At 58.4% G+C, this 23,320-nt stretch carries 21 protein-coding genes and 1 other RNA gene; 10 read left to right on the top strand and 12 right to left on the bottom strand.

The genetic code is table 11. From position 1 onward, the window contains the following. Positions 1–2: 2 nt before the first annotated feature. On the top strand, positions 3–1,235 hold the full coding sequence (locus ACLH1I_RS04335) for an MFS transporter (protein WP_087771280.1): 1,233 nt from the start codon (positions 3–5) through the stop codon (positions 1,233–1,235). Positions 1,236–1,299: 64 nt separating this feature from the next. On the opposite strand, the gene ACLH1I_RS04330 is transcribed toward ACLH1I_RS04335, so the two are convergent. Next, positions 1,300–2,331: a methionine synthase gene (locus ACLH1I_RS04330; RefSeq protein WP_004203106.1), complete on the bottom strand. Its 1,032-nt coding sequence runs from the start codon at positions 2,329–2,331 to the stop codon at positions 1,300–1,302. A gap of 23 nt (positions 2,332–2,354) precedes the next feature. Beyond that, complete coding sequence (locus tag ACLH1I_RS04325; RefSeq protein WP_198079678.1) at positions 2,355–3,332, bottom strand: DUF1852 domain-containing protein; 978 nt, start codon at positions 3,330–3,332, stop codon at positions 2,355–2,357. A gap of 597 nt (positions 3,333–3,929) precedes the next feature. Here ACLH1I_RS04325 and ACLH1I_RS04320 point away from each other — a divergent pair. Continuing rightward, positions 3,930–4,250: a hypothetical protein gene (locus ACLH1I_RS04320; RefSeq protein WP_004203108.1), complete on the top strand. Its 321-nt coding sequence runs from the start codon at positions 3,930–3,932 to the stop codon at positions 4,248–4,250. Between the two features lie 98 nt (positions 4,251–4,348). Here the strand turns inward: ACLH1I_RS04320 and ACLH1I_RS04315 are convergent, their stop codons facing one another. The 3 genes from ACLH1I_RS04315 to ACLH1I_RS04305 form a co-directional block, all read right to left on the bottom strand. Beyond that, complete coding sequence (locus ACLH1I_RS04315) at positions 4,349–4,597, bottom strand: GlsB/YeaQ/YmgE family stress response membrane protein (RefSeq protein ID WP_004203110.1); 249 nt, start codon at positions 4,595–4,597, stop codon at positions 4,349–4,351. 202 nt (positions 4,598–4,799) lie between these two features. Then, entirely contained in the window at positions 4,800–5,210 is a 411-nt protein-coding gene (gene menI, locus ACLH1I_RS04310; RefSeq protein ID WP_004203111.1) for a 1,4-dihydroxy-2-naphthoyl-CoA hydrolase, read from the bottom strand. Continuing rightward, positions 5,207–8,263 (bottom strand): FAD-binding and (Fe-S)-binding domain-containing protein, encoded by a 3,057-nt coding sequence (locus ACLH1I_RS04305; RefSeq protein ID WP_032456259.1) that lies wholly within the window; start codon positions 8,261–8,263, stop codon positions 5,207–5,209. The genes menI and ACLH1I_RS04305 overlap by 4 nt, the downstream gene beginning before the upstream one ends. A gap of 218 nt (positions 8,264–8,481) precedes the next feature. Between ACLH1I_RS04305 and ydiK the strand changes: the two genes are divergently transcribed. Further along, positions 8,482–9,594 carry an AI-2E family transporter YdiK gene (ydiK, locus tag ACLH1I_RS04300; RefSeq protein ID WP_198079676.1) on the top strand — a complete coding sequence of 371 codons (1,113 nt, stop codon included), beginning with the start codon at positions 8,482–8,484 and terminating at the stop codon, positions 9,592–9,594. Positions 9,595–9,784: 190 nt separating this feature from the next. Next, positions 9,785–9,892: antisense sRNA RprA (rprA, locus tag ACLH1I_RS04295), an RNA gene on the top strand. An 85-nt stretch (positions 9,893–9,977) separates the two neighbouring features. Here rprA and ppsA read toward each other — a convergent pair. Further along, positions 9,978–12,356 carry a phosphoenolpyruvate synthase gene (ppsA, locus tag ACLH1I_RS04290; protein ID WP_004203115.1) on the bottom strand — a complete coding sequence of 793 codons (2,379 nt, stop codon included), beginning with the start codon at positions 12,354–12,356 and terminating at the stop codon, positions 9,978–9,980. 75 nt (positions 12,357–12,431) lie between these two features. On the opposite strand from ppsA, the gene ACLH1I_RS04285 reads away from it, so the two are divergent. The 4 genes from ACLH1I_RS04285 (at position 12,432) to hemP (ending at position 15,064) form a co-directional block, all read left to right on the top strand. Beyond that, positions 12,432–12,551, top strand: a complete 120-nt coding sequence (locus ACLH1I_RS04285; protein WP_004203117.1) for a hypothetical protein — start codon at positions 12,432–12,434, stop codon at positions 12,549–12,551. A 144-nt stretch (positions 12,552–12,695) separates the two neighbouring features. Continuing rightward, positions 12,696–13,529 (top strand): pyruvate, water dikinase regulatory protein, encoded by an 834-nt coding sequence (locus ACLH1I_RS04280; RefSeq protein ID WP_002909061.1) that lies wholly within the window; start codon positions 12,696–12,698, stop codon positions 13,527–13,529. Between the two features lie 154 nt (positions 13,530–13,683). Next, entirely contained in the window at positions 13,684–14,730 is a 1,047-nt protein-coding gene (gene aroH, locus ACLH1I_RS04275; protein ID WP_004203118.1) for a 3-deoxy-7-phosphoheptulonate synthase AroH, read from the top strand. A 154-nt stretch (positions 14,731–14,884) separates the two neighbouring features. Further along, positions 14,885–15,064: a hemin uptake protein HemP gene (gene hemP / locus ACLH1I_RS04270; protein WP_023290103.1), complete on the top strand. Its 180-nt coding sequence runs from the start codon at positions 14,885–14,887 to the stop codon at positions 15,062–15,064. 29 nt (positions 15,065–15,093) lie between these two features. Here the strand turns inward: hemP and selO are convergent, their stop codons facing one another. From selO to ACLH1I_RS04250, 4 genes are all read right to left on the bottom strand, one after another. Beyond that, a complete protein-coding gene (selO, locus tag ACLH1I_RS04265) occupies positions 15,094–16,536 on the bottom strand; it encodes a protein adenylyltransferase SelO (protein WP_151628717.1) in 1,443 nt (480 codons plus the stop codon). A gap of 113 nt (positions 16,537–16,649) precedes the next feature. Continuing rightward, the gene (locus tag ACLH1I_RS04260) at positions 16,650–17,114 is read right to left on the bottom strand and encodes an NlpC/P60 family protein (RefSeq protein WP_002909082.1); all 465 of its coding nucleotides are present in this window, start codon (positions 17,112–17,114) and stop codon (positions 16,650–16,652) included. 81 nt (positions 17,115–17,195) lie between these two features. Then, entirely contained in the window at positions 17,196–17,945 is a 750-nt protein-coding gene (btuD, locus tag ACLH1I_RS04255; RefSeq protein ID WP_017900780.1) for a vitamin B12 ABC transporter ATP-binding protein BtuD, read from the bottom strand. Then, positions 17,945–18,496, bottom strand: a complete 552-nt coding sequence (locus ACLH1I_RS04250; protein ID WP_004203124.1) for a glutathione peroxidase — start codon at positions 18,494–18,496, stop codon at positions 17,945–17,947. The genes btuD and ACLH1I_RS04250 overlap by 1 nt, the downstream gene beginning before the upstream one ends. 236 nt (positions 18,497–18,732) lie before the next feature. On the opposite strand from ACLH1I_RS04250, the gene ACLH1I_RS04245 reads away from it, so the two are divergent. Next, positions 18,733–19,533 carry a MetQ/NlpA family ABC transporter substrate-binding protein gene (locus ACLH1I_RS04245; protein ID WP_004203125.1) on the top strand — a complete coding sequence of 267 codons (801 nt, stop codon included), beginning with the start codon at positions 18,733–18,735 and terminating at the stop codon, positions 19,531–19,533. A 45-nt stretch (positions 19,534–19,578) separates the two neighbouring features. Here the strand turns inward: ACLH1I_RS04245 and btuC are convergent, their stop codons facing one another. Together btuC and ACLH1I_RS04235 are read right to left on the bottom strand one after the other, a co-directional pair. Beyond that, on the bottom strand, positions 19,579–20,556 hold the full coding sequence (gene btuC / locus ACLH1I_RS04240) for a vitamin B12 ABC transporter permease BtuC (protein ID WP_032456262.1): 978 nt from the start codon (positions 20,554–20,556) through the stop codon (positions 19,579–19,581). Between the two features lie 121 nt (positions 20,557–20,677). Then, on the bottom strand, positions 20,678–22,111 hold the full coding sequence (locus ACLH1I_RS04235; protein WP_198079675.1) for a gluconate:proton symporter: 1,434 nt from the start codon (positions 22,109–22,111) through the stop codon (positions 20,678–20,680). Between the two features lie 276 nt (positions 22,112–22,387). On the opposite strand from ACLH1I_RS04235, the gene ACLH1I_RS04230 reads away from it, so the two are divergent. Continuing rightward, positions 22,388–23,302: a LysR family transcriptional regulator gene (locus ACLH1I_RS04230; protein ID WP_411302708.1), complete on the top strand. Its 915-nt coding sequence runs from the start codon at positions 22,388–22,390 to the stop codon at positions 23,300–23,302. The last annotated feature ends 18 nt before the right edge of the window (positions 23,303–23,320 follow it).

The following is a 23,320-nucleotide window of genomic DNA, read 5'->3' as shown; positions in this document are numbered from 1 at the left end:
GTATGCCTCTCTTCCCCCTGCGCCCTGCCGCGACGCTCTGGCCTCCCGTTTTACTGGGAAGCCAGTTCGTTTTTAATATTGGCTTTTATGCGGTCGTCCCTTTCCTTGCCCTCTTCCTGCGCGACGAGATGCTGCTTTCCGGCGGGCTTATCGGCCTGATCCTCGGGCTGCGCACCTTCTCTCAGCAGGGCATGTTTATCATCGGCGGGACGCTGGCCGACCGCTACGGCGCTAAGGCGATCATCCTCGCCGGCTGCGTGGTCCGCGTTGCCGGCTATCTGCTGCTGGCGTGCGGCACAACACTGGAGCCGATTATCCTCGGCGCCTGCCTGACGGGCGTCGGCGGGGCGCTGTTTTCCCCGTCGATCGAGGCCCTGCTGGCGCGAACCGGGACCCACAGCCAGGCCAACGGAAAACGCAGCCGCGCAGAGTGGTTTGCGCTGTTTGCGGTGTGCGGTGAGCTGGGAGCGGTTATCGGCCCGGTGGCCGGAGGGTTACTGAGCGGGATCGGCTTTCGGCATATCGCCCTCGCCGGTGCGGGGCTATTTCTTCTGGCGCTGCTGGTGCTCTTTTTCTGTCTGCCCGCCGACGGGCAGAGGCCCCAAACGCGCAGCCGGGTTCCGTGGTGGACCCCTTTGCGCCAGCCGCGCTTCGTCGCGTTTATTATTGCTTACAGTTCATGGCTGTTGAGCTACAACCAGCTGTATCTCGCCCTGCCGGTGGAGATCCAACGCGCAGGCGGCCGTGAGCAGGATCTGGCGCCGCTTTTTATGCTGGCCTCGCTGTTGATTATTACCCTACAGCTTCCTCTCGCCCGCTTCGCCCGTCGTATTGGCGCCGTGCGCATTCTGCCGGTGGGCTTTCTGCTGCTGTCGGCTTCCTTCGTGAGCGTGGCGTTATTCGCCGCCTCGCCGCCCGCCGCCGGCTGGCTGCGATTATTGCCGTCGGCCTGCTTTGTCACACTGCTCACCCTCGGCCAGATGCTGCTGGTGCCCTCAGCCAAGGATCTAATCCCGCTGTTTGCCGAGGAGTCGACGCTGGGCGCCCACTACGGGGCGCTCGCCACTGCGGGGGGGTGCGCGGTGTTAGCCGGGAATTTGCTGCTCGGCCATTTGCTTGACCAGGCGCTCACCCCCTCGCCGCAGGCGGTCTATCCCTGGCTTCTGCTGGCGCTGTTTCCGTTGTGCAGTGCCGTCGCCCTGCGGGCGATCTGCCGCCCGCTGGCGGCAACCTGACGCTGAGCGGGTAACGGCCCGCTCAGGAGGTTAACCGGGAGAAGCGCACGAAAGCCAGTCCGCCTTATTTTACCGCCAGCTCGCGGCGAACGATCTCGGCACCGGCGCTTAAGGCGTGCAGTTTGCCGGTCGCGACCTGGCGCGGCAGCGGCGCCATACCGCAGTTGGTGGAGGGGTAGAGCTTGTCGGCATCGACGAACGCCAGCGCCTTGCGCAGGGTAGCAGCCACCTCTTCCGGAGTTTCAATCGCATGGCTGGCGACATCGATCGCCCCGACCATCACCTTTTTACCGCGGATCAACTCCAGCAGATCCATCGGCACCCGCGAGTTGTGGCACTCGAGAGAGATAATATCGAGGGACGATTTCTGCAGCTGCGGGAAGGCCTCCTCATACTGACGCCACTCTGAGCCCAGCGTTTTTTTCCAGTCGGTATTGGCCTTGATGCCGTAGCCGTAGCAGATATGCACCGCCGTCTCGCACTTCAGCCCTTCAGTAGCTCGTTCCAGCGCGGCGATCCCCCAGTCGTTCACCTCATCGAAGAAGACGTTGAAGGCCGGCTCATCGAACTGAATAATATCGACCCCGGCGGCCTCTAACTCTTTCGCTTCCTGATTGAGGATTTTGGCGAACTCCCAGGCCAGCTTTTCCCGGCTTTTATAGTGGTTGTCATACAGTGTGTCGATCATGGTCATGGGGCCCGGCAGCGCCCATTTTATCGGCTGACTGGTGAGCTGACGCAGATAGCGCGCGTCCTCAACGAAGACCGGTTTCTGGCGCTCTACGGCGCCCACCACGGTTGGAACACTGGCCTCATAGCGGTTACGAATTTTCACGATCTCGCGTTTGGCAAAATCAACGCCGCTGAGGTGTTCAATAAAGGTGGTGACAAAGTGCTGCCGCGTTTGCTCGCCGTCGCTGACAATATCGATCCCGGCCCGCAGCTGGTCGTCGAGGGACAAACGCAGGGCGTCGCGCTTGCCGGCCAGTAATTCTTCGCTGGACAGTTTCCAGGGCGACCACAGGGTCTCTGGCTGCGCCAGCCAGGAAGGTTTCGGTAAACTGCCAGCGGTGGAGGTCGGAAGCCATGTTTTCATAATAAGTAGCCTTTTATATTGGTTTAGCAACGCGCGAAGTTAGCAGACCATTGCTCAAGCAACGTCTTGTGCGGGTCGATAAAATGTTGTTGTGTAAATTTACCCTGCTCTATCGCCAACAGGCTGCGCTCTTCCCGGTCATACACAATTTTGGTGACAGAATGATCCAGGTGATTGAGATTGGGCTGATAGTATTGCCCCGCCGCGGAATTCGCGTTGTAAATCTCCGGGCGATATATTTTTTGAAACGTCTCCATCGTGCTGATGGTCGCGATCAGCTCCAGGCTGGTGTAATCGCTGAGCAGATCGCCGGAAAAATAGAAGGCCAACGGCGCGACGCTGTGTTTCGGCATAAAATAGCGCACCTGCAGCCCCATTTTGCTGAAATAGCGCTCGGTCAGCGAGACGCCTTCCTGGGCATATTCAATACCGAGAACCGGATGTTCATTACCGGTGCGACGATAAACATCTTTGCTGGATACGCTCAGACAAATCACCGGCGCCTTGCTGAAACTGGTCTTATAGGCGCTGGATTGCACGAAATCCTTAAAGATATTGCCGTGCAGCTCGCCAAAGTTTTCGGGCACGCTGAAGCGGCTCTGGTCTTTATTATGCTCCAGCAGCAGCACGCTAAAATCATAATCCCGTACCCAGGAAGAGAAGTTATTGCCGACGATACTGGCATGGCGCTCACCGGTTTTTTTATCGACAATATGCGTTTGCAGGATCTCTATCACCGGAAAACTGGCGGCATCAGCAATATTCATCTCGACAGAAATAATATCCAGTTCCACGGCATAGCGATCGTTGTAGGGATTATCCCAGTGCGCCAGGGTATTAAACCGGTTATTCATCATGATTAACGTATTGCGCAGATTGTCCTGACGGCTCTCCCCTCTCGCCAAATTGGCAAAATTGGTGGTAATACGCGTATTTTCCGCAGGGTTATAATTTTCATCAAACCGGCTGCGCTTAATCGTATAGGTAAATTCGTTATTCATGGCGATTGTCCATCCTGGTGTCGGGCATAAAGCGGAATAAGCGGAGTACTCTCCACTGGCGACGCAGAGTCAGACCTGGCGCGCTTCAACCGGTAAATGTTGTTGATTCGTTAATGGGTCTATTTTTGCCAGAGTCGGTGATGGAGGGAAAGCGACTTAAATTCATTGCAACATGAGCTATCCTCATGTTGCTCCGCTAAGGGCAAGGTGCGGTTCGCGGTATCATCATGACGCCATGGTCAGGCGCGGCAGTTCAGGCAACGCCAGGCTAATAATCGTTTGTCCAGGGAATGCATGCAGGGTACAATCTTTAACCACTATAATACGTGCTGTGACCTGGCCGCCGTACCCGTTTGCTGGAGCTTTTGTCGTAAAGAATGATTGTTGATATCAGTATTATGTCGATGTGCATGGCCGTGCTGCTGATTATGAGCGTGCTGCTGAATTAAGAGGCTCCCGAACACAATGACACCCGCTCTCATCTGACCTTCACATTCGCGAGGAATAAAGGAGATTCAGAGGATTCGCGCCGCACGGCATTGTCCCGCCTGCCGCCGCCCTCTACTCTTTATGCACTTGCTTATCGAGGAAAACCAGATGAAAAAAGCTCTCTTTGCGCTGTTCGCTATTGCTGCCGTGGCCGCCGCCAGCGCTTTTGCGGCTGATAAAACCGACGCTCCGACGCCCGCTGTCGACAACGGCGGCCGTCCTCCGCTGGAGATGGGTCATGGTCCCCTGCCGCCGTTCCCGCCACCGTTTCCGCCGCGCAAGCCGGTGCTGTTTTCAGCAACGGTCGCGACCGATACGCCGGCGGAAACCATTAACAAACTAACCGCCCTGATCCCAACTGGTCAGGCGAAGCACTACGAAGTTCACGTGGAGGTGGTGCCGGTTGCGGAGGATGCCGACGGGCAGTAGCCCTGGCGTGGGCACGCTGCCTGAGTCCTGCGATAATAAAAAAGCTGCCGCGATAAGCGGCAGCTTTTGTTAACTTGAATAAAACAGAATGCAGAGAATTAGCTGCGCACTTTACGGTAGATAAACAGCACAACCAGCGCACCGATTACCGCCACCACGAAGCTGCCGAAATTAAACCCGTCGACTTTGCCAAAACCAAAGAAGGTACTGATCCAGCCGCCGACCACGGCGCCGATGATCCCCAGAATAATGGTTACAATAAACCCGCCGCCGTCTTTCCCCGGCATAATCCACTTGGCTAAAATACCGGCAATAAGTCCAAAAATGATCCAGGAAAGAATACCCATGGTTAACCGTCCTCTTGTTACCTTTATGCATTTCGTATTGAAAAGAGTAGCATATATAACGAGATTGGATCGGTGATAATCTATTTATTAGATAATTTCTTGCCGCTGCGCGGTAGTGTTCTCACGCCATCTCTCGCGCTGCCAGGCCCTTTGCCGCTTATTACCTTGAAAAAAGGGAGGCTATTCGCCTCCCCCTTACGGTTTATATTACCGCGGTGGTTAGCCGCGATGAACAGCACAATCGCGACTGTTCGTCGAAGATTTCAATTTGCCAGACCTGATGGCGAGTCCCGACGTGCAGCGCTTTGCACACGCCCCGCACCCGGCCCCCACGCGCTGAACGGATGTGGTTGGCGTTAACCTCCAGCCCCACCACCTTCTGTTCGCCTTCGCTGCACAGATAACCCGCCACCGACCCCAGCGTCTCCGCCAGCACCACCGACGCCCCGCCGTGCAGCAGACCAAACGGCTGCTGGGTGCGGCCATCCACCGGCATGGTGGCCTCCAGCGTATCGTCGGTAAACGTCTCAAAGCGAATATCCAACAGCCCTACCATGTTTCCCTCACCGAGCCGGTTGAGCTGCTCCAGCGTGGTCTGACGTTTCCAAATCATCCGATTATCTCCAGTAACGCCTGCAGCGGGTGGCGAACGCCGCTGCCTTCAATGCGCTTCACCTGGCTGCGGCAGGAGTAGCCCGTCACCAGACAGCGGTTACGCGGCAGCCGCTGCATCGCCTGCTGCCAGGAGAGCGCGTAAATGGCCAGCGAGTTGGCATGGTTTTTCACTTCATGACCATAGGTGCCTGCCATCCCGCAGCACCCAACGCTGACGTTTTCCAGCTTCGCGCCGAAGTGGGCAAAAATCTCTGCCCACTGCTTTGTCGCCGCCGGCAGCGCGGTCACTTCCGTACAATGACCGAACAGGTACCAGGGCTCGCCGCCGAGATCGGGACGGGCGTCGGTCGGCAGGGCCTTCGGCAACCACTCATGCACCAGCATGACCTGGAAATCGCCGCGCTTGTCGCCGAGCGTTTGCTTATATTCATCGCGGTAGCAAAGCACCAGCGCCGGATCGACGCCGACCAGCGGCATACCCAGCTGCGCCACTCGGTTAAGGAAGTCTGCCGTTTTCTGCGCGGTGCGCGCGAAGCGGGTCAGGAATCCTTTAATATGCTGCGCCTTGCCGTTCGGCGAGAACGGCAGGAGCACCGGCTGATAGCCTAAGGCCTCGACCAGACGGATAAAGTCAGCCACCACCTGAGCGTCGTAATAGCTGGTGAAGGGATCCTGCACCACCAGCACCATCTTCGCCTTCTGCTCGTCGCTCAGCGCTTCGAGCTGCTCAAGGGTCATATTGGCGGAGCGGTGGCCGGCCATCTGCTGCTTCAGCGACGGCGCCGAGAGCAGCGGCAGATCGACCATCCCGATATGCTTCTCCGACAGCTTTTTCAGCCACGGCTGGTTAATGAAGAAGTTAAAGGTCTTCGGCGCCTGGGCCATCAGCGGCGCATAGGACTCCACCGACGCCACCAGATGATCCCGCACCGGACGCAGATAGCGGCTGTGATACAGCTGCAGGAAGCGCGAGCGGAACTCCGGGACATCGATTTTGATCGGGCACTGGGTCGAACAGGCTTTGCAGGCCAGACAGCCGGACATCGCCTCTTTGACCTCGTGCGAGAAGTCATATTCCCCTTTGCGCGCATGCCAGCTGTTACGGGTGCGCGCCACCAGCGAGCGCAGGCTAACGCCCTGCTCCGGCAGCGCCTTCTCCAGCTGATTGGGATCGACGCCGCGATCCGCCAGCAGGCGCAGCCATTCACGCACCAGCGTCGCCCGCCCTTTCGGCGAGTGGATGCGCTGGTTGCTGACTTTCATCGACGGACACATCGGACTTTTTACGTCAAAGTTGAAGCACAACCCGTTGCCATTACACTCCATCGCCCCGCGCCAGCTGCTGCGCACCGCGATGGGGATCTGCCGATCCCAGGTGCCACGCTTCACCGCGTCGACTTTCATCATCGGCGCGTCGACTCCTTCCGGAGGGCAGATTTTCCCTGGGTTCAGGCGGTTATCGGGATCGAAGACCGCTTTGATCTTCCTAAGTTCGCCGTACAGCGCCTCGCCAAAGAAGGCCGGGCTGTACTCCGCGCGAAAGCCTTTGCCATGTTCCCCCCACAGCAGGCCGCCATACTTCGCCGTCAGCGCCACCACATCGTCGGAGATCTGCTTCATCAGCACCTCCTGCTGCGGATCGCACATGTCCAGCGCCGGGCGCACATGCAGCACCCCGGCGTCGACGTGGCCAAACATGCCGTAGCTCAGGCCGTGGCTGTCGAGCAGCGCGCGGAACTCGACGATATAATCCGCCAGGTGTTCGGGCGGGACGCAGGTATCCTCGGCAAAGGGGATCGGCTTGGCGGCACCTTTGGCATTACCCAACAGGCCTACCGCCTTCTTGCGCATGGCATAGATGCGCTCCACGCCATCAAGATCGTGACAAACCTGCCAGCCGATGACTCCCGCCTCGCTGCGGGCCATCAGCTCGTCCAGCCGCTGGCACAGGGTGGTGACCTGCTGGTCAATCAGCGCCGCGTCATCCCCGGCGAATTCGACGATATTCAGCCCGAGCATCTCTTTATCAGGTACGTCGGTGATCAGTTCGTTCACCGAGTGCCAGACGATATCCTCGCGCGCCAGATTGAGGACTTTAGAGTCGACGGTCTCCACCGACAGGGCCTTGGCTTCCACCATAAAGGGTGCATTACGCAGCGCAGAGTCAAAGGAGTCATATTTGACGTTGACCAGCCGGCGCACCTTCGGCAGGCGGGTAATATCCAGCCGCGCTTCGGTGATAAACGCCAGCGTCCCTTCCGAACCGGTTAAAATCCGGGTCAGGTCGAACTCGCTCATCTCATCGTTAAAGACGTGGCGCAGATCGTATCCGGTGAGGAAGCGGTTGAGTTTGGGAAACTTATCCATGATCAGCTCGCGCTGCGCCTTGCAGCGCTGGTAGACCGTGTTGTAGATCCGGCCGATCGTCGAGGGCGTATTGCCCAGCGTCTCCGCCAGCGCCACCGGCACCGCCTGGGTATCGAGGATATCACCGCCCATCAGCACCGCCCGCAGGCCAAGCACGTGATCCGACGTCTTACCGTACACCAGCGATCCCTGTCCGGACGCGTCGGTGTTAATCATCCCGCCCAGGGTAGCGCGGTTGCTGGTGGAGAGCTCCGGGGAAAAGAAATAGCCATAGGGCTTGAGAAACTGATTCAGCTGATCTTTGATGACTCCGGCTTCAACGCGCACCCAACCCTCTTCGGGGTTGATTTCGATAATGCGGTTCATATAGCGGGACATATCGACGATAATTCCGCCGTTCAGCGCCTGGCCGTTAGTGCCGGTGCCGCCGCCGCGCGGGGTGAAGATCAGCGATTTAAAGCGTGGTTCGGCGGCGACGCGCGCCAGTAGCGCGACGTCTGCCGTGGAACGTGGAAAAAGGACCGCATCCGGCAGCAGCTGATAGACGCTGTTGTCGGTGGCCATCGTCAGCCTGTCGGCATAGCTGGTGGCGGTATCGCCGGTAAAACCCTGTTGCTCCAGTACCTGCAAAAAATTCAGCACCAGCTGAACTACCCCTGGCGCCTGAGAAATTTGTGGGATCATCACACTTGACCCTGCCTGACTATGTTGTGTTTGAAAATATTGTGTTGGTGCTAACTAAACGTTTGCGTAGCGCATTCAACTTTTTATCACATTTTTTTCATATGCGCCCACGTGTTTTCTGTGCAAAATCAGCCCGGCAAAATTATTGAGATTATTATCAGTACATGGATTTACGCGGCGCCAGCTTTTTGGCGCGACTGGAAAGGTAAAATTTATCTATGATTAACCCCCATCAGCCTCGGGACATACCGCAAATACTGCTGTCGGTGCTGTTCCTGGCCCTGATTATCATATCCTGCCTGTGGGTTGTGCAGCCGTTTATTCTGTCCTTCGCCTGGGCCGGCACCGTGGTGATCGCCACCTGGCCGGTGCTGCTGCGTCTGCAGCGTGTGCTGTTCGGCAAACGGATGCTGGCGGTGCTGGCGATGACCCTGCTGTTGTTTTTGCTATTCGTTATTCCTATCGCTCTGCTGGTCAACAGCCTGGTGGATAACAGCGTTCCGCTGATCAAACTCATCAGCAGCGGAAATGTGACGCTGCCGGATTTCGCCTGGCTCAACAGCGTGCCGCTGGTGGGCGATAAGCTCTACTCCGCCTGGCATGGCCTGCTGGATATGGGCGGCTCGGCGATTATGGCCAAGGTTCGCCCCTATATTGGCACCACTACCAGCTGGTTTGTCGGTCAGGCGGCGCACATCGGCAAGCTTCTGGTCTACTGCGGTTTGATGCTGCTGTTCAGCGCGTTGCTCTACTGGCGCGGTGAGCAGGTGGCCTACGGTTTCCGCTATTTCGCCACGCGCCTGGCGGCTAAACGCGGTGACGCCGCCGTGCTGCTGGCCGGCCAGGCCGTGCGCGCCGTGGCGCTGGGCGTGGTGGTGACAGCCCTCACCCAGGCGGTGCTGGGCGGTATCGGCCTTGCCATCTCCGGCGTGCCCTACGCCGCTCTGCTGACCGTGGTGATGATCTTTACCTGTCTGGTCCAGCTCGGGCCTTTGCTGGTTCTGGTGCCGTCGATTATCTGGCTTTACTGGAGCGGGGACACCACCTGGGGCACCGTGCTGCTGGTGTGGAGCTGCGTGGTCGGCACCATGGACAACGTTATACGCCCGGTGCTTATCCGCATGGGCGCCGACCTGCCGATGATCCTCATTCTTACCGGCGTCATTGGCGGCCTGATCGCCTTCGGCATGATCGGTCTGTTTATCGGTCCGGTGCTGCTGGCCGTCTCCTGGCGCCTGTATGACGCCTGGGTGCACGAAGTGCCGCCGCCGCCGAAATATCCCGACGTCGTGCTCGAAGAGCTCAGCGAGCTGGAGGCCGGGCGCAAGTAATGCATTGTCAGGCGGGGAGACCCGCCTGTTTCCCCGCCAGCACAATTGTTAAGCAAAATTTATTGATCGCCGGCTCAACGCCAGACTTGTAGGCCCCTCACCCGCGTTTCACCTTCCGGACCTTCACAACAATTTAACTATTGAGAGGAATCTGATCGACGGCAAAGGCCCCGCTGCCTACTATTAGCTCACGGTTATAAATCAACACCTTGATTTATAAGCATGGAAATCCCCTGAGTGAAACAACGAATTGCTGTGTGTAGTCTTTGCCCATCTCCCACGATGGGCTTTTTTTTGTCCTGCGCTCACGTTGCCTGGCGCTCTGACACAGGCAAAAAAAATCCCCGGCATCGCTGCCGGGGATCGGTGTTGTCAGGGCGAACTTATTTATTCAGTTCCGCCAGACCTAACCAGGTTTGCACCACGGTGTCCGGGTTGAGGGACAGGCTATCGATCCCCTCCTCCATCAGCCAGGCGGCAAAATCTTCATGGTCAGACGGCCCCTGGCCGCAGATGCCGACGTATTTACCCTGCTGCTTCGCGGCGCGGATCGCCATCGACAGCAGGGCTTTCACCGCGTCGTTGCGTTCATCAAACAGCTCAGAGACCACGCCGGAGTCGCGGTCCAGACCGAGCGCCAGCTGGGTCATGTCGTTCGAACCGATGGAGAAGCCGTCGAAGTATTCGAGGAACTGCTCCGCCAGCAATGCGTTCGACGGGATCTCGCACATCATAATGATCTTCAGCCCGTTCTCGCCGCGCTTCAGCCCCTGACGCTCCAGCTCTTCGACCACCGCTTTCGCCTGGGCAACGGTACGGACGAACGGCACCATCACTTCAACGTTGGTCAGCCCCATGTCGTTACGCACGCGCTTCATGGCTTCACATTCCAGCGCGAAGCAGTCGCGGAAGCTTTCGGAAACGTAGCGTCCGGCACCGCGGAAGCCGAGCATCGGGTTCTCCTCTTCCGGCTCATAGCGCTCGCCGCCTACCAGGTTGGCGTATTCGTTCGACTTGAAGTCCGACAGACGCACGATCACCCGTTTCGGATAGAAAGCGGCACCGAGGGTGGCGATCCCTTCGGTCAGGCGGCCAACGTAGAACTCTCTCGGCGAATCGTAGCCTTTCATCAGCTCGCGGATTTCGTTCTGCAGGCCCGGCTCCTGGTCGTCAAACTCCAGCAGCGCGCGCGGGTGCACGCCAATCATGCGGTTGATGATAAACTCCAGCCGCGCCAGACCCACGCCTTCGTTCGGCAGGCAGGCGAAGTCGAAGGCGCGATCCGGGTTGCCAACGTTCATCATCACCTTCAGCGGCAGATCCGGCATGTCGCCGACGCTGGAGCTCTTGACGCTGAAGTCGAGCAGCTCGGCGTAGACATAGCCGGTATCGCCTTCGGCGCAGGAGACGGTCACGTTCTGGTTTTCCTGAATGCGATCGGTGGCATCGCCGCAGCCGACCACCGCCGGAATACCCAGCTCACGGGCGATGATCGCCGCGTGGCAGGTACGGCCGCCGCGGTTGGTGACGATCGCCGAGGCTTTCTTCATGATCGGTTCCCAGTCCGGGTCGGTCATATCGGTAACCAGCACGTCGCCCGGCTCAATGCGGTTCATCTCGCTGATATCGTGGATCACCTTCACCGGACCGGCGCCAATGCGATGGCCGATGGCGCGCCCTTCGGCGATGATCTGCCCCTGAGCGTGGAGGGTATAACGCTCCATCACCTGGCCGCGGGAACGCACGGTTTCCGGACGCGCCTGGACGATAAACAGCTTACCTGTGTGGCCATCTTTCGCCCACTCGATATCCATCGGACGGCCGTAGTGCTTCTCGATCTGCACCGCCTGCTTCGCCAGCTCCTGCACCTCCTCGTTGGTTAACGAGAAGATATCGCGCTGCGCCTGCGGCACATCTTCGATACGCACCTGCTTGCCGTGCTCCTGGGTCGGCGCGTAAACCATGCGGATCTTTTTCGAGCCCATAGTGCGGCGCACGATCGCCGGGCGGCCAGCGGCCAGCGTCGGTTTGTGGACGTAGAATTCGTCCGGGTTCACCGCGCCCTGCACCACCATCTCGCCCAGACCCCACGCCGAGGTGATAAACACCACCTGGTCAAAGCCCGATTCGGTATCGATGGAGAACATGACGCCGGAGGAGGCCAGATCGGAGCGGACCATCCTCTGCACCCCGGCGGAGAGCGCCACGCCGCGATGATCGTAACCCTGATGCACGCGATAGGAGATCGCGCGATCGTTAAACAGTGAAGCAAATACGTGCTTCACGGCAACGAGCACGGCGTCAAAGCCCTGCACGTTGAGGAATGTCTCTTGCTGCCCGGCGAAGGAGGCATCCGGCATATCTTCCGCGGTGGCGGAAGAGCGCACGGCGAATGAGGCCTCGGCGTCATCGGCGGACAGCAGGTCATAAGCATCGCGAATCGCGTTTTCCAGTTCGCTCTGGAAGGGGGTATCGATGATCCACTGTCGGATCTGCGCGCCCGCTTTCGCTAATGCGGAAACGTCGTCAATGTCGGTTTCATCCAGCAGCGCATAGATGCGCTGGTTAACACCGCTTTGGTCCAGGAACTGGTTGAAAGCATCAGCGGTGGTGGCAAACCCGTTAGGTACGGAAACACCCATACCGGACAGATTCGTAATCATTTCACCAAGGGAGGCATTTTTGCCCCCAACTCTGTCTACATCATTCATGCCGAGTTGGTTATACCAAAGCACCAGCGGTGACGAGCCATTGTTGGACATCGAGACAATCCTTTTGTGATTTAATACCAGTGAAAAAAATTTCACGATCGACTGCAAGATTATCCTGACATATTTATGGTGCTGAAAAAAACGGTGAATCGTTCAAGCAAATTATTTTTTCTTTTTTCGGACTGTTCCTCTGATATAGATAACTTGATGATTTTTAGGAATTATGACGAGAAACGCTGGAAATAACGGCAAAAAAAAGAAAATGAACCACCCTTTTCATAAAAAACAAAAATAGTGTTTCAATTTTAACAAGAGACAAATCAAACAGGGATATGCTTAAATTTAATATCCGCTTTCAGGCAATTAAACTCATTATACCGGATGGTCAAAATGGAAAGTGCTGTAGATCGCCACGTATTTTATATTTCTGACGGTACCGCCATTACGGCGGAGGTGCTGGGACATGCCGTCATGTCGCAATTCCCGGTCGCCATCAGCAGCGTGACCCTGCCGTTTGTGGAAAATATCAGCCGTGCGCGGGCGGTGAAAGAGCAGATTGACGCGATTTATCAGCAAACGGGCATCCGCCCGCTGGTGTTCTATTCCATCGTCATTCCGGAGATCCGCGATATCATTCTGCAAAGCGAGGGCTTTTGTCAGGATATCGTTCAGGCGCTGGTGGCCCCGCTGCAGCAGGAGCTCAACCTCGACCCGACCCCGGTGGCGCACCGCACCCACGGCCTGAACCCCGGGAACCTGATCAAATACGATGCGCGTATCGCCGCCATCGATTACACCCTCGCCCATGACGATGGCATCTCGCTGCGCAACCTTGACCAGGCGCAGGTGATCCTCCTCGGCGTGTCGCGCTGCGGCAAGACGCCCACCAGTCTGTACCTCGCCATGCAGTACGGCATTCGCGCCGCCAACTATCCGTTTATCGCCGACGATATGGACAATCTGGTTCTGCCGGCCTCGCTGAAACCCCTGCAGCATAAGATGTTCGGCCTGACCATCAATCCGGAACGTCTGGCGGCGATCCGCGAGGAGCGCCGGGAGAACAGCCGCTACGCCTCGCTGCGCCAGTGTCGGATGGAAGTGACCGAAGTGGAGGCGCTGTATCGCAAGAATAAAATCCCCTGCCTGAACAGCACCAACTATTCCGTTGAGGAAATAGCGACAAAAATCATGGACATCATGGGGCTGAATCGCAGGATGTACTAATACACTAGTACATTATTAAAAATTTGTTTATGCTATCACCCGTGGCCTATACAGGATCATGCCCTGCTCTTGCAATAAGCAGGGATTGGTTTATCGTGATGCGCATCACTTCCCGGCATTTTCGCTGGCGAAGAAACAGATTTTTGAGACCCCAATGAATAAAACAGACGAATTGCGTACCGCGCGCATTGAAAGCCTGGTAACGCCCGCGGAGCTGGCCCAGCGCCATCCCGTTACGGCCGACGTGGCCGCCCACGTCTCGGCCTCCCGTCGCCGAATTGAAAAAATCCTCAACGGCGAAGACCGCCGCCTGCTGGTGATTATCGGCCCCTGCTCCATTCACGACACCGACGCGGCGATGGAGTATGCCCGCCGCCTGCAGACCATGCGCGAGCGCTACCAGCCGCAGCTGGAGATCGTGATGCGCACCTACTTTGAAAAACCCCGTACTGTGGTGGGCTGGAAAGGCTTAATCTCCGATCCGGACCTCAACGGCAGCTACCGGGTCAACCACGGGATTGAGCTGGCACGGCGCCTGCTGCTGCAGGTCAATGAGCTGGGGGTGCCGACGGCCACCGAGTTTCTCGATATGGTGACCGGTCAGTTTATCGCCGATCTCATCAGCTGGGGAGCCATCGGGGCGCGCACCACTGAAAGTCAGATCCACCGTGAAATGGCTTCGGCGCTCTCCTGCCCGGTCGGGTTTAAAAACGGCACCGACGGCAATACGCGCATCGCCGTGGACGCCATCCGCGCCTCCCGCGCCAGCCATATGTTCCTCTCCCCGGACAAGCAGGGGCAGATGACGATTTACCAGACCAGCGGCAACCCGTTCGGGCATATCATTATGCGCGGCGGCAAACGGCCGAACTATCACGCCGAGGACATCGCCGCCGCCGGCGAGGCGCTGCGGGAATTCGATCTGCCGGAGCAGCTGGTGGTCGACTTCAGCCATGGCAACTGCCAGAAGCAGCATCGCCGTCAGCTGGAGGTGTGCGCCGATATCTGTCAGCAAATTCGCGCGGGCTCTACCGCCATCGCCGGCATTATGGCGGAGAGCTTCCTGCAGGAAGGGACCCAGAAAGTGGTTCCCGGCCAGCCGCTGGCCTGGGGCCAGTCGATCACCGATCCCTGCCTGAGCTGGGAAGACAGCGAACGTTTATTGAGTGAGCTGGCGGCCGCCACGGCCACCCGTCTGTGACCGCTCCGCCCACCGCGCATGCGGTGGGCGAACCCCTTCTGACATTCCCTACCAAATTCGGTAACACGATAAATAACGCTTGCCGTCAAAAACAACATTATTGATAATGATTATCATTGTTGCTTTGATTTTTATTTTGAGAGCTATGACGCGTATGGATAACACTGCCACAGCTGAAAAACCAAAAGACAATGCCCCCTATCCCGTGGCGACGGACAGACAGATCAGCAGTCGGGTTCTGTTAGGCAGCGAAGGACGGGTAGTCATTGAGCATGGCGGCCAGCGCTATCTGCTGCGCCAGACCCACGCCGGGAAGTTGATCCTGACCAAATAGTCGCCCCGCGGTGCGCGGGGCGAGGTGAGTTAGCTCGAGCAGCTGACTTCCAGACGTTTCCCCCAGTCCGGCGGCCGGCGGACGTAGTCGTCCTCGCGATCGGTGAAGGGATCGGCCAGCGCGGCATGCAGACGCTCCAGCTCCCCCATATCGCCAGCCTCAGCCTGCTCGATCGCCCGCTGCGCCAGCCAGTTACGTAATACCAGCGCCGGGTTGACGCCCTGCATCCGCTGCTGGCGCTGGGCATCCCCCACCTGTTCATCACGCAGCCGCGCGCGATATCCGGCGAACCAGCTGTCGAAAGCTGCACGGTCGATAAACTCGTCGCGCAGCGGCGAGGCGGCGCTGAGCTGTTCGCTGTGGCTCAGCAGGCGGAACGTTCGGGTATAGTCGCTTCTCTCGCGGATCATCAGGGCAAACAGACCGTCGAGCAGGTCGTTATCCCCTTTCTGCTGGCTGAACAGGCCAAGCTTGTCGCGCATCCGCTGGCCATAGGCGGTCAGCAAGGCGTGCTGATACTCATCCAGCGTCGCATTCAGCGCTTCGGCGCTGATAAACGGCGACAGCGACTGGGCCAGACGCTGCAGATTCCACAGCCCCACCGCCGGCTGGTTTTCAAAACTGTAGCGCCCCTGATAGTCGGAGTGGTTGCAGATGAAGTCCGGCTGAAAATCGTCAAGGAAGCCATACGGGCCGTAGTCGATGGTCAAACCGAGAATCGACATGTTGTCGGTATTCATCACCCCATGGGCAAAGCCCACGGTTTGCCAGCTGGCGATGGTCTGCGCGGTACGCGTGACAACGTCACGGAACCATAACAGGTACTTGTCCGCCTCATCCTGCAGCTGCGGCCAGTGGTGGCGAATGACATAGTCGGCCAGCTGCTGGACCTTCTGCGGCTCGCGACGATAGTAAAAATGTTCGAAATGGCCAAAGCGGACATGGCTCTCGGCCACCCGCATCAGCATCGCGCCAGGCTCCACGCGCTCGCGGTAGACCGGCGTATCGCTGGTCACCATCGCCAGGGCGTGCGTCGTCGGGATCCCCAGGGCGTGCATCGCCTCTGACGCCAGACTTTCCCGGATCGTCGAGCGCAGCACGGCGCGGCCGTCTCCCATCCGCGAATAGGGGGTCAGGCCGGCGCCTTTCAGATGCCAGTCGTAACGACGGCCATCCGCCAGCTGCTGCTCGCCGAGCAGGATCCCGCGGCCGTCGCCCAGCTGGCCGGCCCAGGCGCCAAACTGATGGCCGCTGTATACCTGCGCCAGCGGGGACATGCCCGGGAGCAGCGCTTCCCCGCCCCAGACGCCGGCCCCGTTTTCAGGCGCAAACAGCGCGTCAGGGACGCCCAGCTGTTGCGCCAGCGGGGCGTTGCGCCAGATGAGTCGGGCGTTATCCAGCGGCGTTGGTGACAGGGAAGTGTAAAAGTCCGGCAGTTCATCCCGCCAGTGGGTGGTAAAAGAAAGGGTCATGGTTCCTCCTCTCTCCAGTGTAGTGCCTGGAACAGCGGATTAACACGGGCGGAGTGCAGGGTTATCGGCATAAAAAAGGGAAGCGCTCGCTTCCCTCAGGCCGCTGAATGACGTCAGATACGCCGCGCCTGCCAGAACTTTTTGTTCCAGTAGACGTTATCCAGCGAGGAACGGGTGACGCCCTGACTGGTGGAGGCATGTATAAACTGGTTATCGGTATCGTAGATGCCGACGTGCAGGCCGCTTTCGCCTGAGCCGGTTTTGAAGAACACCAGATCGCCAGGCAGCAGATCGCGCTTATCAATCCGGGTACCGATTTCCGCCTGCTCGCGGGTTTCGCGCGGCAGCTGGAGGGCAAATTTATCGCGAAACGTGCGCACCACAAAGCCGGAGCAGTCGACGCCGCGCGGCGTCATGCCGCCGTAGCGATACGGTGCGCCGCGCCAGCTGCGCAGCTGCTCGTTCAGATTCGCCACCACCGTAATGGAGTCAGCCAGCCGAGGATTCGGCGGCGGTGCCCGATGGCTGCTGCAGCCGGCTAAAATTAACGCCGCCGCCAACATGAACCAGAAGCGCATTTCAGATGATCCCTCTGTCCCTAGTCTCTTTATCGCAATAATTTAGCTTGTTTATCAATATAGTGACAAGATAACTGCGTGCTACTGTGACGCGATGAGCATAATATGACCGGCCACCTCCACGCGCTGGAACGGGATCGCATAGGCGGCGGTTAAATTTTCCTCATTCAGCACCTCGGCGGTCTCCCCGCAGGCGATGGCTTCCCCCTGGCAGAGCAGCCAGCTCTGTCCGGCATGGCGCAAAGTGTGGTTGAGATCGTGACTGCTCATCACCACCGCAATTCCCGCCGCGCTTAGCTCGCGTAACAGCCGATCCAGCGCCGCCTGCTGGGCCACATCCAGACTGTTCATCGGCTCATCCAGCAGCAGCAGTTGACCCACGGGATTGCTTAAGGGATCGATCTGCAGGATCACTGCCGCCAGCCGCACGCGCTGCCACTCGCCGCCCGACAGCTGATTGACCGGACGGCCCAGCTTATTGTCCAGACCAAGCCGGGCCGCGATATCGCTCAGACGGGCGCTATCACCCTGCTGCTGCATATGCAGCGCCAGGTAGTGCCACACCGGCATGGCGAACGGCGGGGTCTGGTGTTGACACAGATATCCGCGACGGCGCGCCAGCTCCGTCGCCGGCCACTCGTCAAGCCGTCGTCCGTTAAAATGAATCGTACCGGGGCCGTCGGACAGTCCCGCCATGCGGGCCAGCAGCGTGCTCTTCCCTGCGCCGTTAGGCCCCACCAGGTGGACGATCTCCCCGGCGCGAAAGGCCGCAGAAAACGGGGCCAAACGCCCCGCCGCTTCTACATCCTGTAGCTGCATCAGAAACGACATTATTTCGCCAGCGCTCCTTTAATCGCCGCCACCAGCTGCGGATCGTCCGGCGTCATGTCCGGAGAGAAGCGCTGAATGACGTTGCCCTGGCGATCGACGAGGAATTTTTCGAAATTCCACAGAATGTCGTCCACGTACAGCGGCGCCCGGCCCTTGCTGGCCATCCGCTCATAAAAACCGCTGCCTTCCGGGGCCACCGCCTTCGGCGCGGCAGCAACCAGCTTTTGATAGAGCGGCGCGCGATGTTCGCCGTTGACGTCAATCTTGCTGAACAGCGGGAAGGTGACGCCGTAGGTGGTGCTGCAGAAGGTCTTAATCTCTTCTTCACTGCCCGGCTCCTGGCCGAGGAACTGGTTGCAGGGGAAGCCCAGGACGCTGAAGCCCTCGCCGGCAAACTGCTTTTGCAGGTCCTCCAGTTGCTCATACTGCGGCGTCAGGCCGCATTTGGAGGCCACATTGACGATCAGCAGCACCTTGCCGGCAAAGGATGCCAGGGTGGTTTTCTCGCCATCAATGGTCGTCACTTCGGTATTCAGAATGTCATGTTGCATAGCCTGTCCTCAATGGATAAACCGGTTTCCGGTGAAGGTGATCCCTATCTACTGTAGCGGATTCAGCGCCCGCCATTCTACTGCCAATCCCCGCGAGTTGTCGCATGATGTAACAGCGCTTCGCTGCCCGTCGGCAACATGAAATCCTCTCAATTGGGCAGGCAACCATTTCCGTGTACAGTGTTCCATGAATGTAATATGGTTTTGTTACTTGTTAATTTAAGAGAGTTTTATTGATGAAGAAGTTGTTTAGCCTGGCGTTAATCGCCGCCTCTGTCGCCCTGCTGAGCGCCTGCTCTCCGGATGAAGATAATAAAGTGAAAGTCGCTATCAATACCGGGCCGGACGAAGCCATCTGGAAAGTAGTGGAGCAGGTAGCGAAGGATAAATATCACCTCGACGTCGAAGTGGTCTCCTTCAATGATTACGTGCTGCCTAACGAAGCGCTGAACAACAAAGATGTGGATGCCAACGCCTTCCAGACCCTGCCTTACCTTGAGGCGCAGTCGAAGGAGCGCGGCTATAAATTCGCGGTGGTGGGTAAAACCTTTGTCTTCCCTATCGCCGCCTATTCACATCGTATCAAAAATATCAGCGAGCTCCCTGAGGGGGCGACAGTGACCATCTCTAATGAAACCACCACCCTGGGCCGCAGCCTGCTGCTGCTTCAGGCGCAGGGACTGCTCAAGCTGAAACCGGGCGTCGGCTATTTACCCACCACGCTGGATATCATCGACAACCCAAAACAGCTGAAAATTGTGGAGGTGGATACCCCGCAGCTGACTCGTACTCTGGATGACCCGAACGTCAGCCTGTCAATCATTAACACCAACTTCTCCGCCCAGGCCGGCCTGTCGGCCGCCCGCGACGGTCTGTTCATGGAGGGACCGGATTCCCCTTACGTGAATGCGATCGTCGCCCGCGAGGATAACAAGGACAGCAAGAAAATTCAGGAACTGAAAGCCGCCTTCCAGACCAGTGAAGTCGCGGAAAAAGCGAAGGAAGTCTACAAAGGCGACGCGATCAAAGGCTGGTAAGCCCGAGCCGGCGCCGTCCCTGCAGACGGCGTCGCGCTATCCCCGTCACCGCGAGCGCAGCAGCAACCAGATAAAGACCGGCGCGCCCAGCGTCGCCGTCACCACGCCAATCGGCAGCTCAGCGGCGGAAAGCGCCAGCCGGGCGATAATATCCGCCCCCAGCAAAGCGCTTGCCCCCGCCAGCATGCAGGCCGGGAGCAACACCCGGTGATCGCTCAAGCCGCACAGCCGCAGAATGTGTGGGATCACCAGGCCGATAAAGCCAATCGCCCCCGCCAGCGCCACGCTCACGCCGACCATCCAGCCGGTCGCCACCACCAGCAGCTTGCGCCACAGCCACAGCGGCAGCCCGAGCTGACGGGCGGAGACTTCGCCCAGCGCCAGTAAATTCAGGGGTTGTGACTGCAGACAGACCCAGCAGAGTACCGGCAGGAGGGCTATCATCAGCCACAGCTGCTGCCAGTCGACGCCGCCAAACCCGCCCATCATCCAGTACATCAGCTGCCGCAGGTCAAAAGAGGTGGAGAAGTACACCGCCCAGGTCATCAGGGCGCTGCAGATGATGCCCAGCGCCACCCCCGCCAGCAGCAGACGGCTGGTGGAAAGATGGCGGCGGGCGAAACGCAGCAGAATAAAGGTGATCAGCAGCGCGCCGAGGATCGCGCACAGCCCAAGCGCCCAGCCTGGTAACAGGCCTTTGCCCAACAGGACGGCGGCAATCAGCCCGACGCCCGCGCCGTTGGAGACGCCCAGCAGACCCGGTTCCGCCAGCGGATTTTCAAACAGCGCCTGCATTATCGCCCCGGAGAGCGCCAGCGCCGCCCCCACCAGCAGCACCGCCAGGGTCCGCGGCAGGCGGATCTGCCAGATAAACAGATGCCCCTTGGCGCTGAACCACTCACCGGGCGGGATCCATTGATCCCCCGCGCACAGACTGATCAGCAGGGTGACCAGCAGCAACAGCGTTAAACCAAAGAGCCAACGCCGGCTGCGGCGCTGTTGGAGATGGGCGAGAGTCAGCATAGATTCCATTACGCACTGGGAACAAGAGGCTGATTTTACGGTGGCTGTCGCGGTGAGAAAAGGAAAACCTCACAGCCAAACGTCGACGCGGAGGAGGCTCCCCCGCGTCGACCATCCCGCTTTACACCAGGATCTGAAACAGCAGCGCGAAGAGAATGATGTTCGCCACCACGATTGCCCAGCCGTTATAGAGCATGTATTTCAGATGAGTAGACTGTGCCAGCCCCATCTGGCCGAACATGTCCGATGAGGGGAACGGCCCGAACCAGTCCACCTGAGACGAGGCCAGCAGCACCGCGGTGGTCCCCTGCGGCGGCACGCCGGCGGCCATCAGCATTGGGCCAAAGATTTTATGAGTAAAGGTCATCTGGGCCACCGCCGCGCCAGGCACATGGCCGATAATATTGAACGCGAAGATGCTAAAGCACAGCCAGGCCGGGGAGATCCCCTCCAGCAACGGCTGGGTATACTCCAGCAGCCCCTGATAGGCGTGCAGGCCATCCATCAGCTCAAGGATCGGGTTGTACAGCCAGTAGAGAATAAACATCCACACCAGACGACCGCAGCCGTGATAGAGGGCCTGCAGGATCTGCGTCGGCCGCAGGCCGCCCACCAGCCCGGTCATCAGCGCCACCAGCAGCATGACGATAATTGCAAAGCTAAAGCCGGCTTTAATCACCACTCCAACTACCGCCATCACGATGATGGTCGCGGCGAAAGCCAGCGCGCTTAATTTACGCCGGCGCTGCTGCGCGGCGTTAAGTTCCTCTTGCGGCTTTTCCGAGAGATCGACCTCATAGCACAGTTTGCCTTCGGTCATCTTCTGGATCCGTCCCGCCATGATCCAGCCGGCTAACAGGGTGACGGCGCTCATCAGCAGGCCGACATACAGCAGATAATCCGGATAGCTCAGTCCGCCAAGGCTGAGGATCGTCACGGTGCTGGGGGTGAAAGGCCCGGTAAAGAGTCCAACGGAACCGGCGGTCATCATCAGCGCGGCCACCGTCGGCGGCGTTAAGCGTACCGCCGCCGCTACGGGGATAATCACTGCGACAATAATCGCGTTGCCACCGGCCATGGTGCCCAGCGAACCGCAAATTAAAATCGATGACACCACAATGCCGAACTTGACCCGCGTCTGGCTCGACAGCCCAATACGGTGGACCACGAATTTCACCAGCTCAACCGCCGCGCCGGTGCGGGTGGCTACCTCCCCCACGCCGGCGCCGAGCATAATGATAAGCCCGACGGTGGCAATAAATGACCCGGTGGATTTCGCCAACATCACGCCCATTTCCGGCAGACCGGTTGAGGTCATGATCATGGCGATAATAATCGAGGAGATGACCGCCAGCACAATATCGACGCCGATCAGCGATAATATCGCTAACGCCACCAGCGGCGTAAATCCCAGCAGGCCAAGCTCGCTGCCCGGTCGACCGTGGCACCACAGCGCAATCAACACGAACAGCAGCAATAACAGACCGGTAATAACGTTTTTTCGCGTGATATTTCGTCTGACAGGCGTATTGCCTGCGAGCGTTGAGTCACTCATAACACTCCTTAATGCCAATCAATCCGACCGTAAAGGTCAGGTGGTGTATTGGGGCCTGCTCAGAAAATATCCTCCCTCTTTTTCATTATTGGCCGCGGCCTGAGGGTCTGGTGGGGTACAAAGGAAACGATTCTGAGAGCGTTTTATTCCGCCATCAGGCGGGGCCAGCAGCACAATATGTAACCAATGCGCTGATTGGTGATTAAATTTATGTTAACTTAGTGTTAGTAGAAAATGACTTTTTATCGGTAGGCTATAACCCTGAGTTAACTGTTCATGAAACTGCGTCATCTGGAAATCTTCTATGCCGTCATGACCTGCGGCTCTCTGTCGCGGGCTGCGGAATCGCTCAATATCTCCCAGCCAGCGGCCAGCAAAGCGTTAAAAAGCGCCGAGCTGAAGCTGGGCTTTACCCTCTTTCAGCGGGTGCGCGGCAAGCTGCTGCCGACCAGCGAGGCGATCACACTTTTCGAAAAAGCGCAGACTATTTATCAGGACCTCGATAACCTGCGCCTGCTGGCCGATAACCTGGCCCGCGATCCGCGCGCTAAAATCACCTTAGGCTGCCTGCTGAGCCTGGGGTTAAGCCTGGTACCGGAGCTGGTGACCGATTTTTATCAACAAAACAGCAACCTGGTAATGACGCTCACCACAGAACACACCGAGACGCTGGTTAGAAAACTGGATTTACGCGAGATAGATTTAGCGCTGACGCTGCAGCCGGTGCAGCAGGGAGAGATCCTTACCACCCTGATTGCCGAAGTGCCGCTGGTATATATCGACCGTCATTATCGTCAGGGTGCGGTGGACATCAGCGAGATCGACCAGCAGCGGTGGATCTCGCCGGGGCCGCACTCGCTCTCCGCCGCCATCGCCACCCGTCGCGACTTTTCCACTACCCGGCTAAACGTCCAGACCTACTATATGGCCACCGAGTTCGTGAAGCGCGGCATGGGCTGCAGCATTACCGATATCTTTTCCGCCCAGCACAACCTTTCTCCCGAGATGATCCATCCCATTACGCCGCCGATCGCGATTAACCTCTGCCTGTTACGGCGGGCCGACGTTTCCCTGAGCCCGATGGCGCAAAAGTTCGTCGATTTTCTCTGCCAGCGCCTGCGCCAGCAGCTCAAGGAGATTAACCTGCGGTTATACCCTGACCATAAAAAGTCAATTGCGCCGCTGGGGTAAATGCTTTGACATAACCCG

The sequence above is a fragment of the Klebsiella sp. 1SOBk10mer genome, from assembly GCF_046602535.1.
In the GTDB taxonomy this organism is placed as follows: domain Bacteria; phylum Pseudomonadota; class Gammaproteobacteria; order Enterobacterales; family Enterobacteriaceae; genus Klebsiella; species Klebsiella quasipneumoniae.
This window is presented reverse-complemented; position numbering and strand designations above follow the sequence as displayed.

Bases quoted from the DNA above. Each gene is read 5' to 3' on its own strand.
- ACLH1I_RS04325 (WP_198079678.1), bottom strand. From the start codon at position 3,332: ATGAATAACGAATTTACCTATACGATTAAGCGCAGCCGGTTTGATGAA.
- ACLH1I_RS04280 (WP_002909061.1), top strand. From the start codon at position 12,696: ATGGAAAGTGCTGTAGATCGCCACGTATTTTATATTTCTGACGGTACC.
- aroH (WP_004203118.1), top strand. From the start codon at position 13,684: ATGAATAAAACAGACGAATTGCGTACCGCGCGCATTGAAAGCCTGGTA.
- ACLH1I_RS04315 (WP_004203110.1), bottom strand. From the start codon at position 4,597: ATGGGTATTCTTTCCTGGATCATTTTTGGACTTATTGCCGGTATTTTA.
- ACLH1I_RS04235 (WP_198079675.1), bottom strand. From the start codon at position 22,111: ATGAGTGACTCAACGCTCGCAGGCAATACGCCTGTCAGACGAAATATC.
- ACLH1I_RS04305 (WP_032456259.1), bottom strand. From the start codon at position 8,263: ATGATCCCACAAATTTCTCAGGCGCCAGGGGTAGTTCAGCTGGTGCTG.
- ppsA (WP_004203115.1), bottom strand. From the start codon at position 12,356: ATGTCCAACAATGGCTCGTCACCGCTGGTGCTTTGGTATAACCAACTC.
- ACLH1I_RS04330 (WP_004203106.1), bottom strand. From the start codon at position 2,331: ATGAAAACATGGCTTCCGACCTCCACCGCTGGCAGTTTACCGAAACCT.
- menI (WP_004203111.1), bottom strand. From the start codon at position 5,210: ATGATTTGGAAACGTCAGACCACGCTGGAGCAGCTCAACCGGCTCGGT.
- ACLH1I_RS04320 (WP_004203108.1), top strand. From the start codon at position 3,930: ATGAAAAAAGCTCTCTTTGCGCTGTTCGCTATTGCTGCCGTGGCCGCC.
- ydiK (WP_198079676.1), top strand. From the start codon at position 8,482: ATGATTAACCCCCATCAGCCTCGGGACATACCGCAAATACTGCTGTCG.
- ACLH1I_RS04260 (WP_002909082.1), bottom strand. From the start codon at position 17,114: ATGCGCTTCTGGTTCATGTTGGCGGCGGCGTTAATTTTAGCCGGCTGC.
- ACLH1I_RS04245 (WP_004203125.1), top strand. From the start codon at position 18,733: ATGAAGAAGTTGTTTAGCCTGGCGTTAATCGCCGCCTCTGTCGCCCTG.
- ACLH1I_RS04285 (WP_004203117.1), top strand. From the start codon at position 12,432: ATGGTGCTGAAAAAAACGGTGAATCGTTCAAGCAAATTATTTTTTCTT.
- hemP (WP_023290103.1), top strand. From the start codon at position 14,885: ATGGATAACACTGCCACAGCTGAAAAACCAAAAGACAATGCCCCCTAT.
- ACLH1I_RS04250 (WP_004203124.1), bottom strand. From the start codon at position 18,496: ATGCAACATGACATTCTGAATACCGAAGTGACGACCATTGATGGCGAG.
- btuD (WP_017900780.1), bottom strand. From the start codon at position 17,945: ATGTCGTTTCTGATGCAGCTACAGGATGTAGAAGCGGCGGGGCGTTTG.
- ACLH1I_RS04230 (WP_411302708.1), top strand. From the start codon at position 22,388: ATGAAACTGCGTCATCTGGAAATCTTCTATGCCGTCATGACCTGCGGC.
- btuC (WP_032456262.1), bottom strand. From the start codon at position 20,556: ATGCTGACTCTCGCCCATCTCCAACAGCGCCGCAGCCGGCGTTGGCTC.
- ACLH1I_RS04335 (WP_087771280.1), top strand. From the start codon at position 3: ATGCCTCTCTTCCCCCTGCGCCCTGCCGCGACGCTCTGGCCTCCCGTT.
- selO (WP_151628717.1), bottom strand. From the start codon at position 16,536: ATGACCCTTTCTTTTACCACCCACTGGCGGGATGAACTGCCGGACTTT.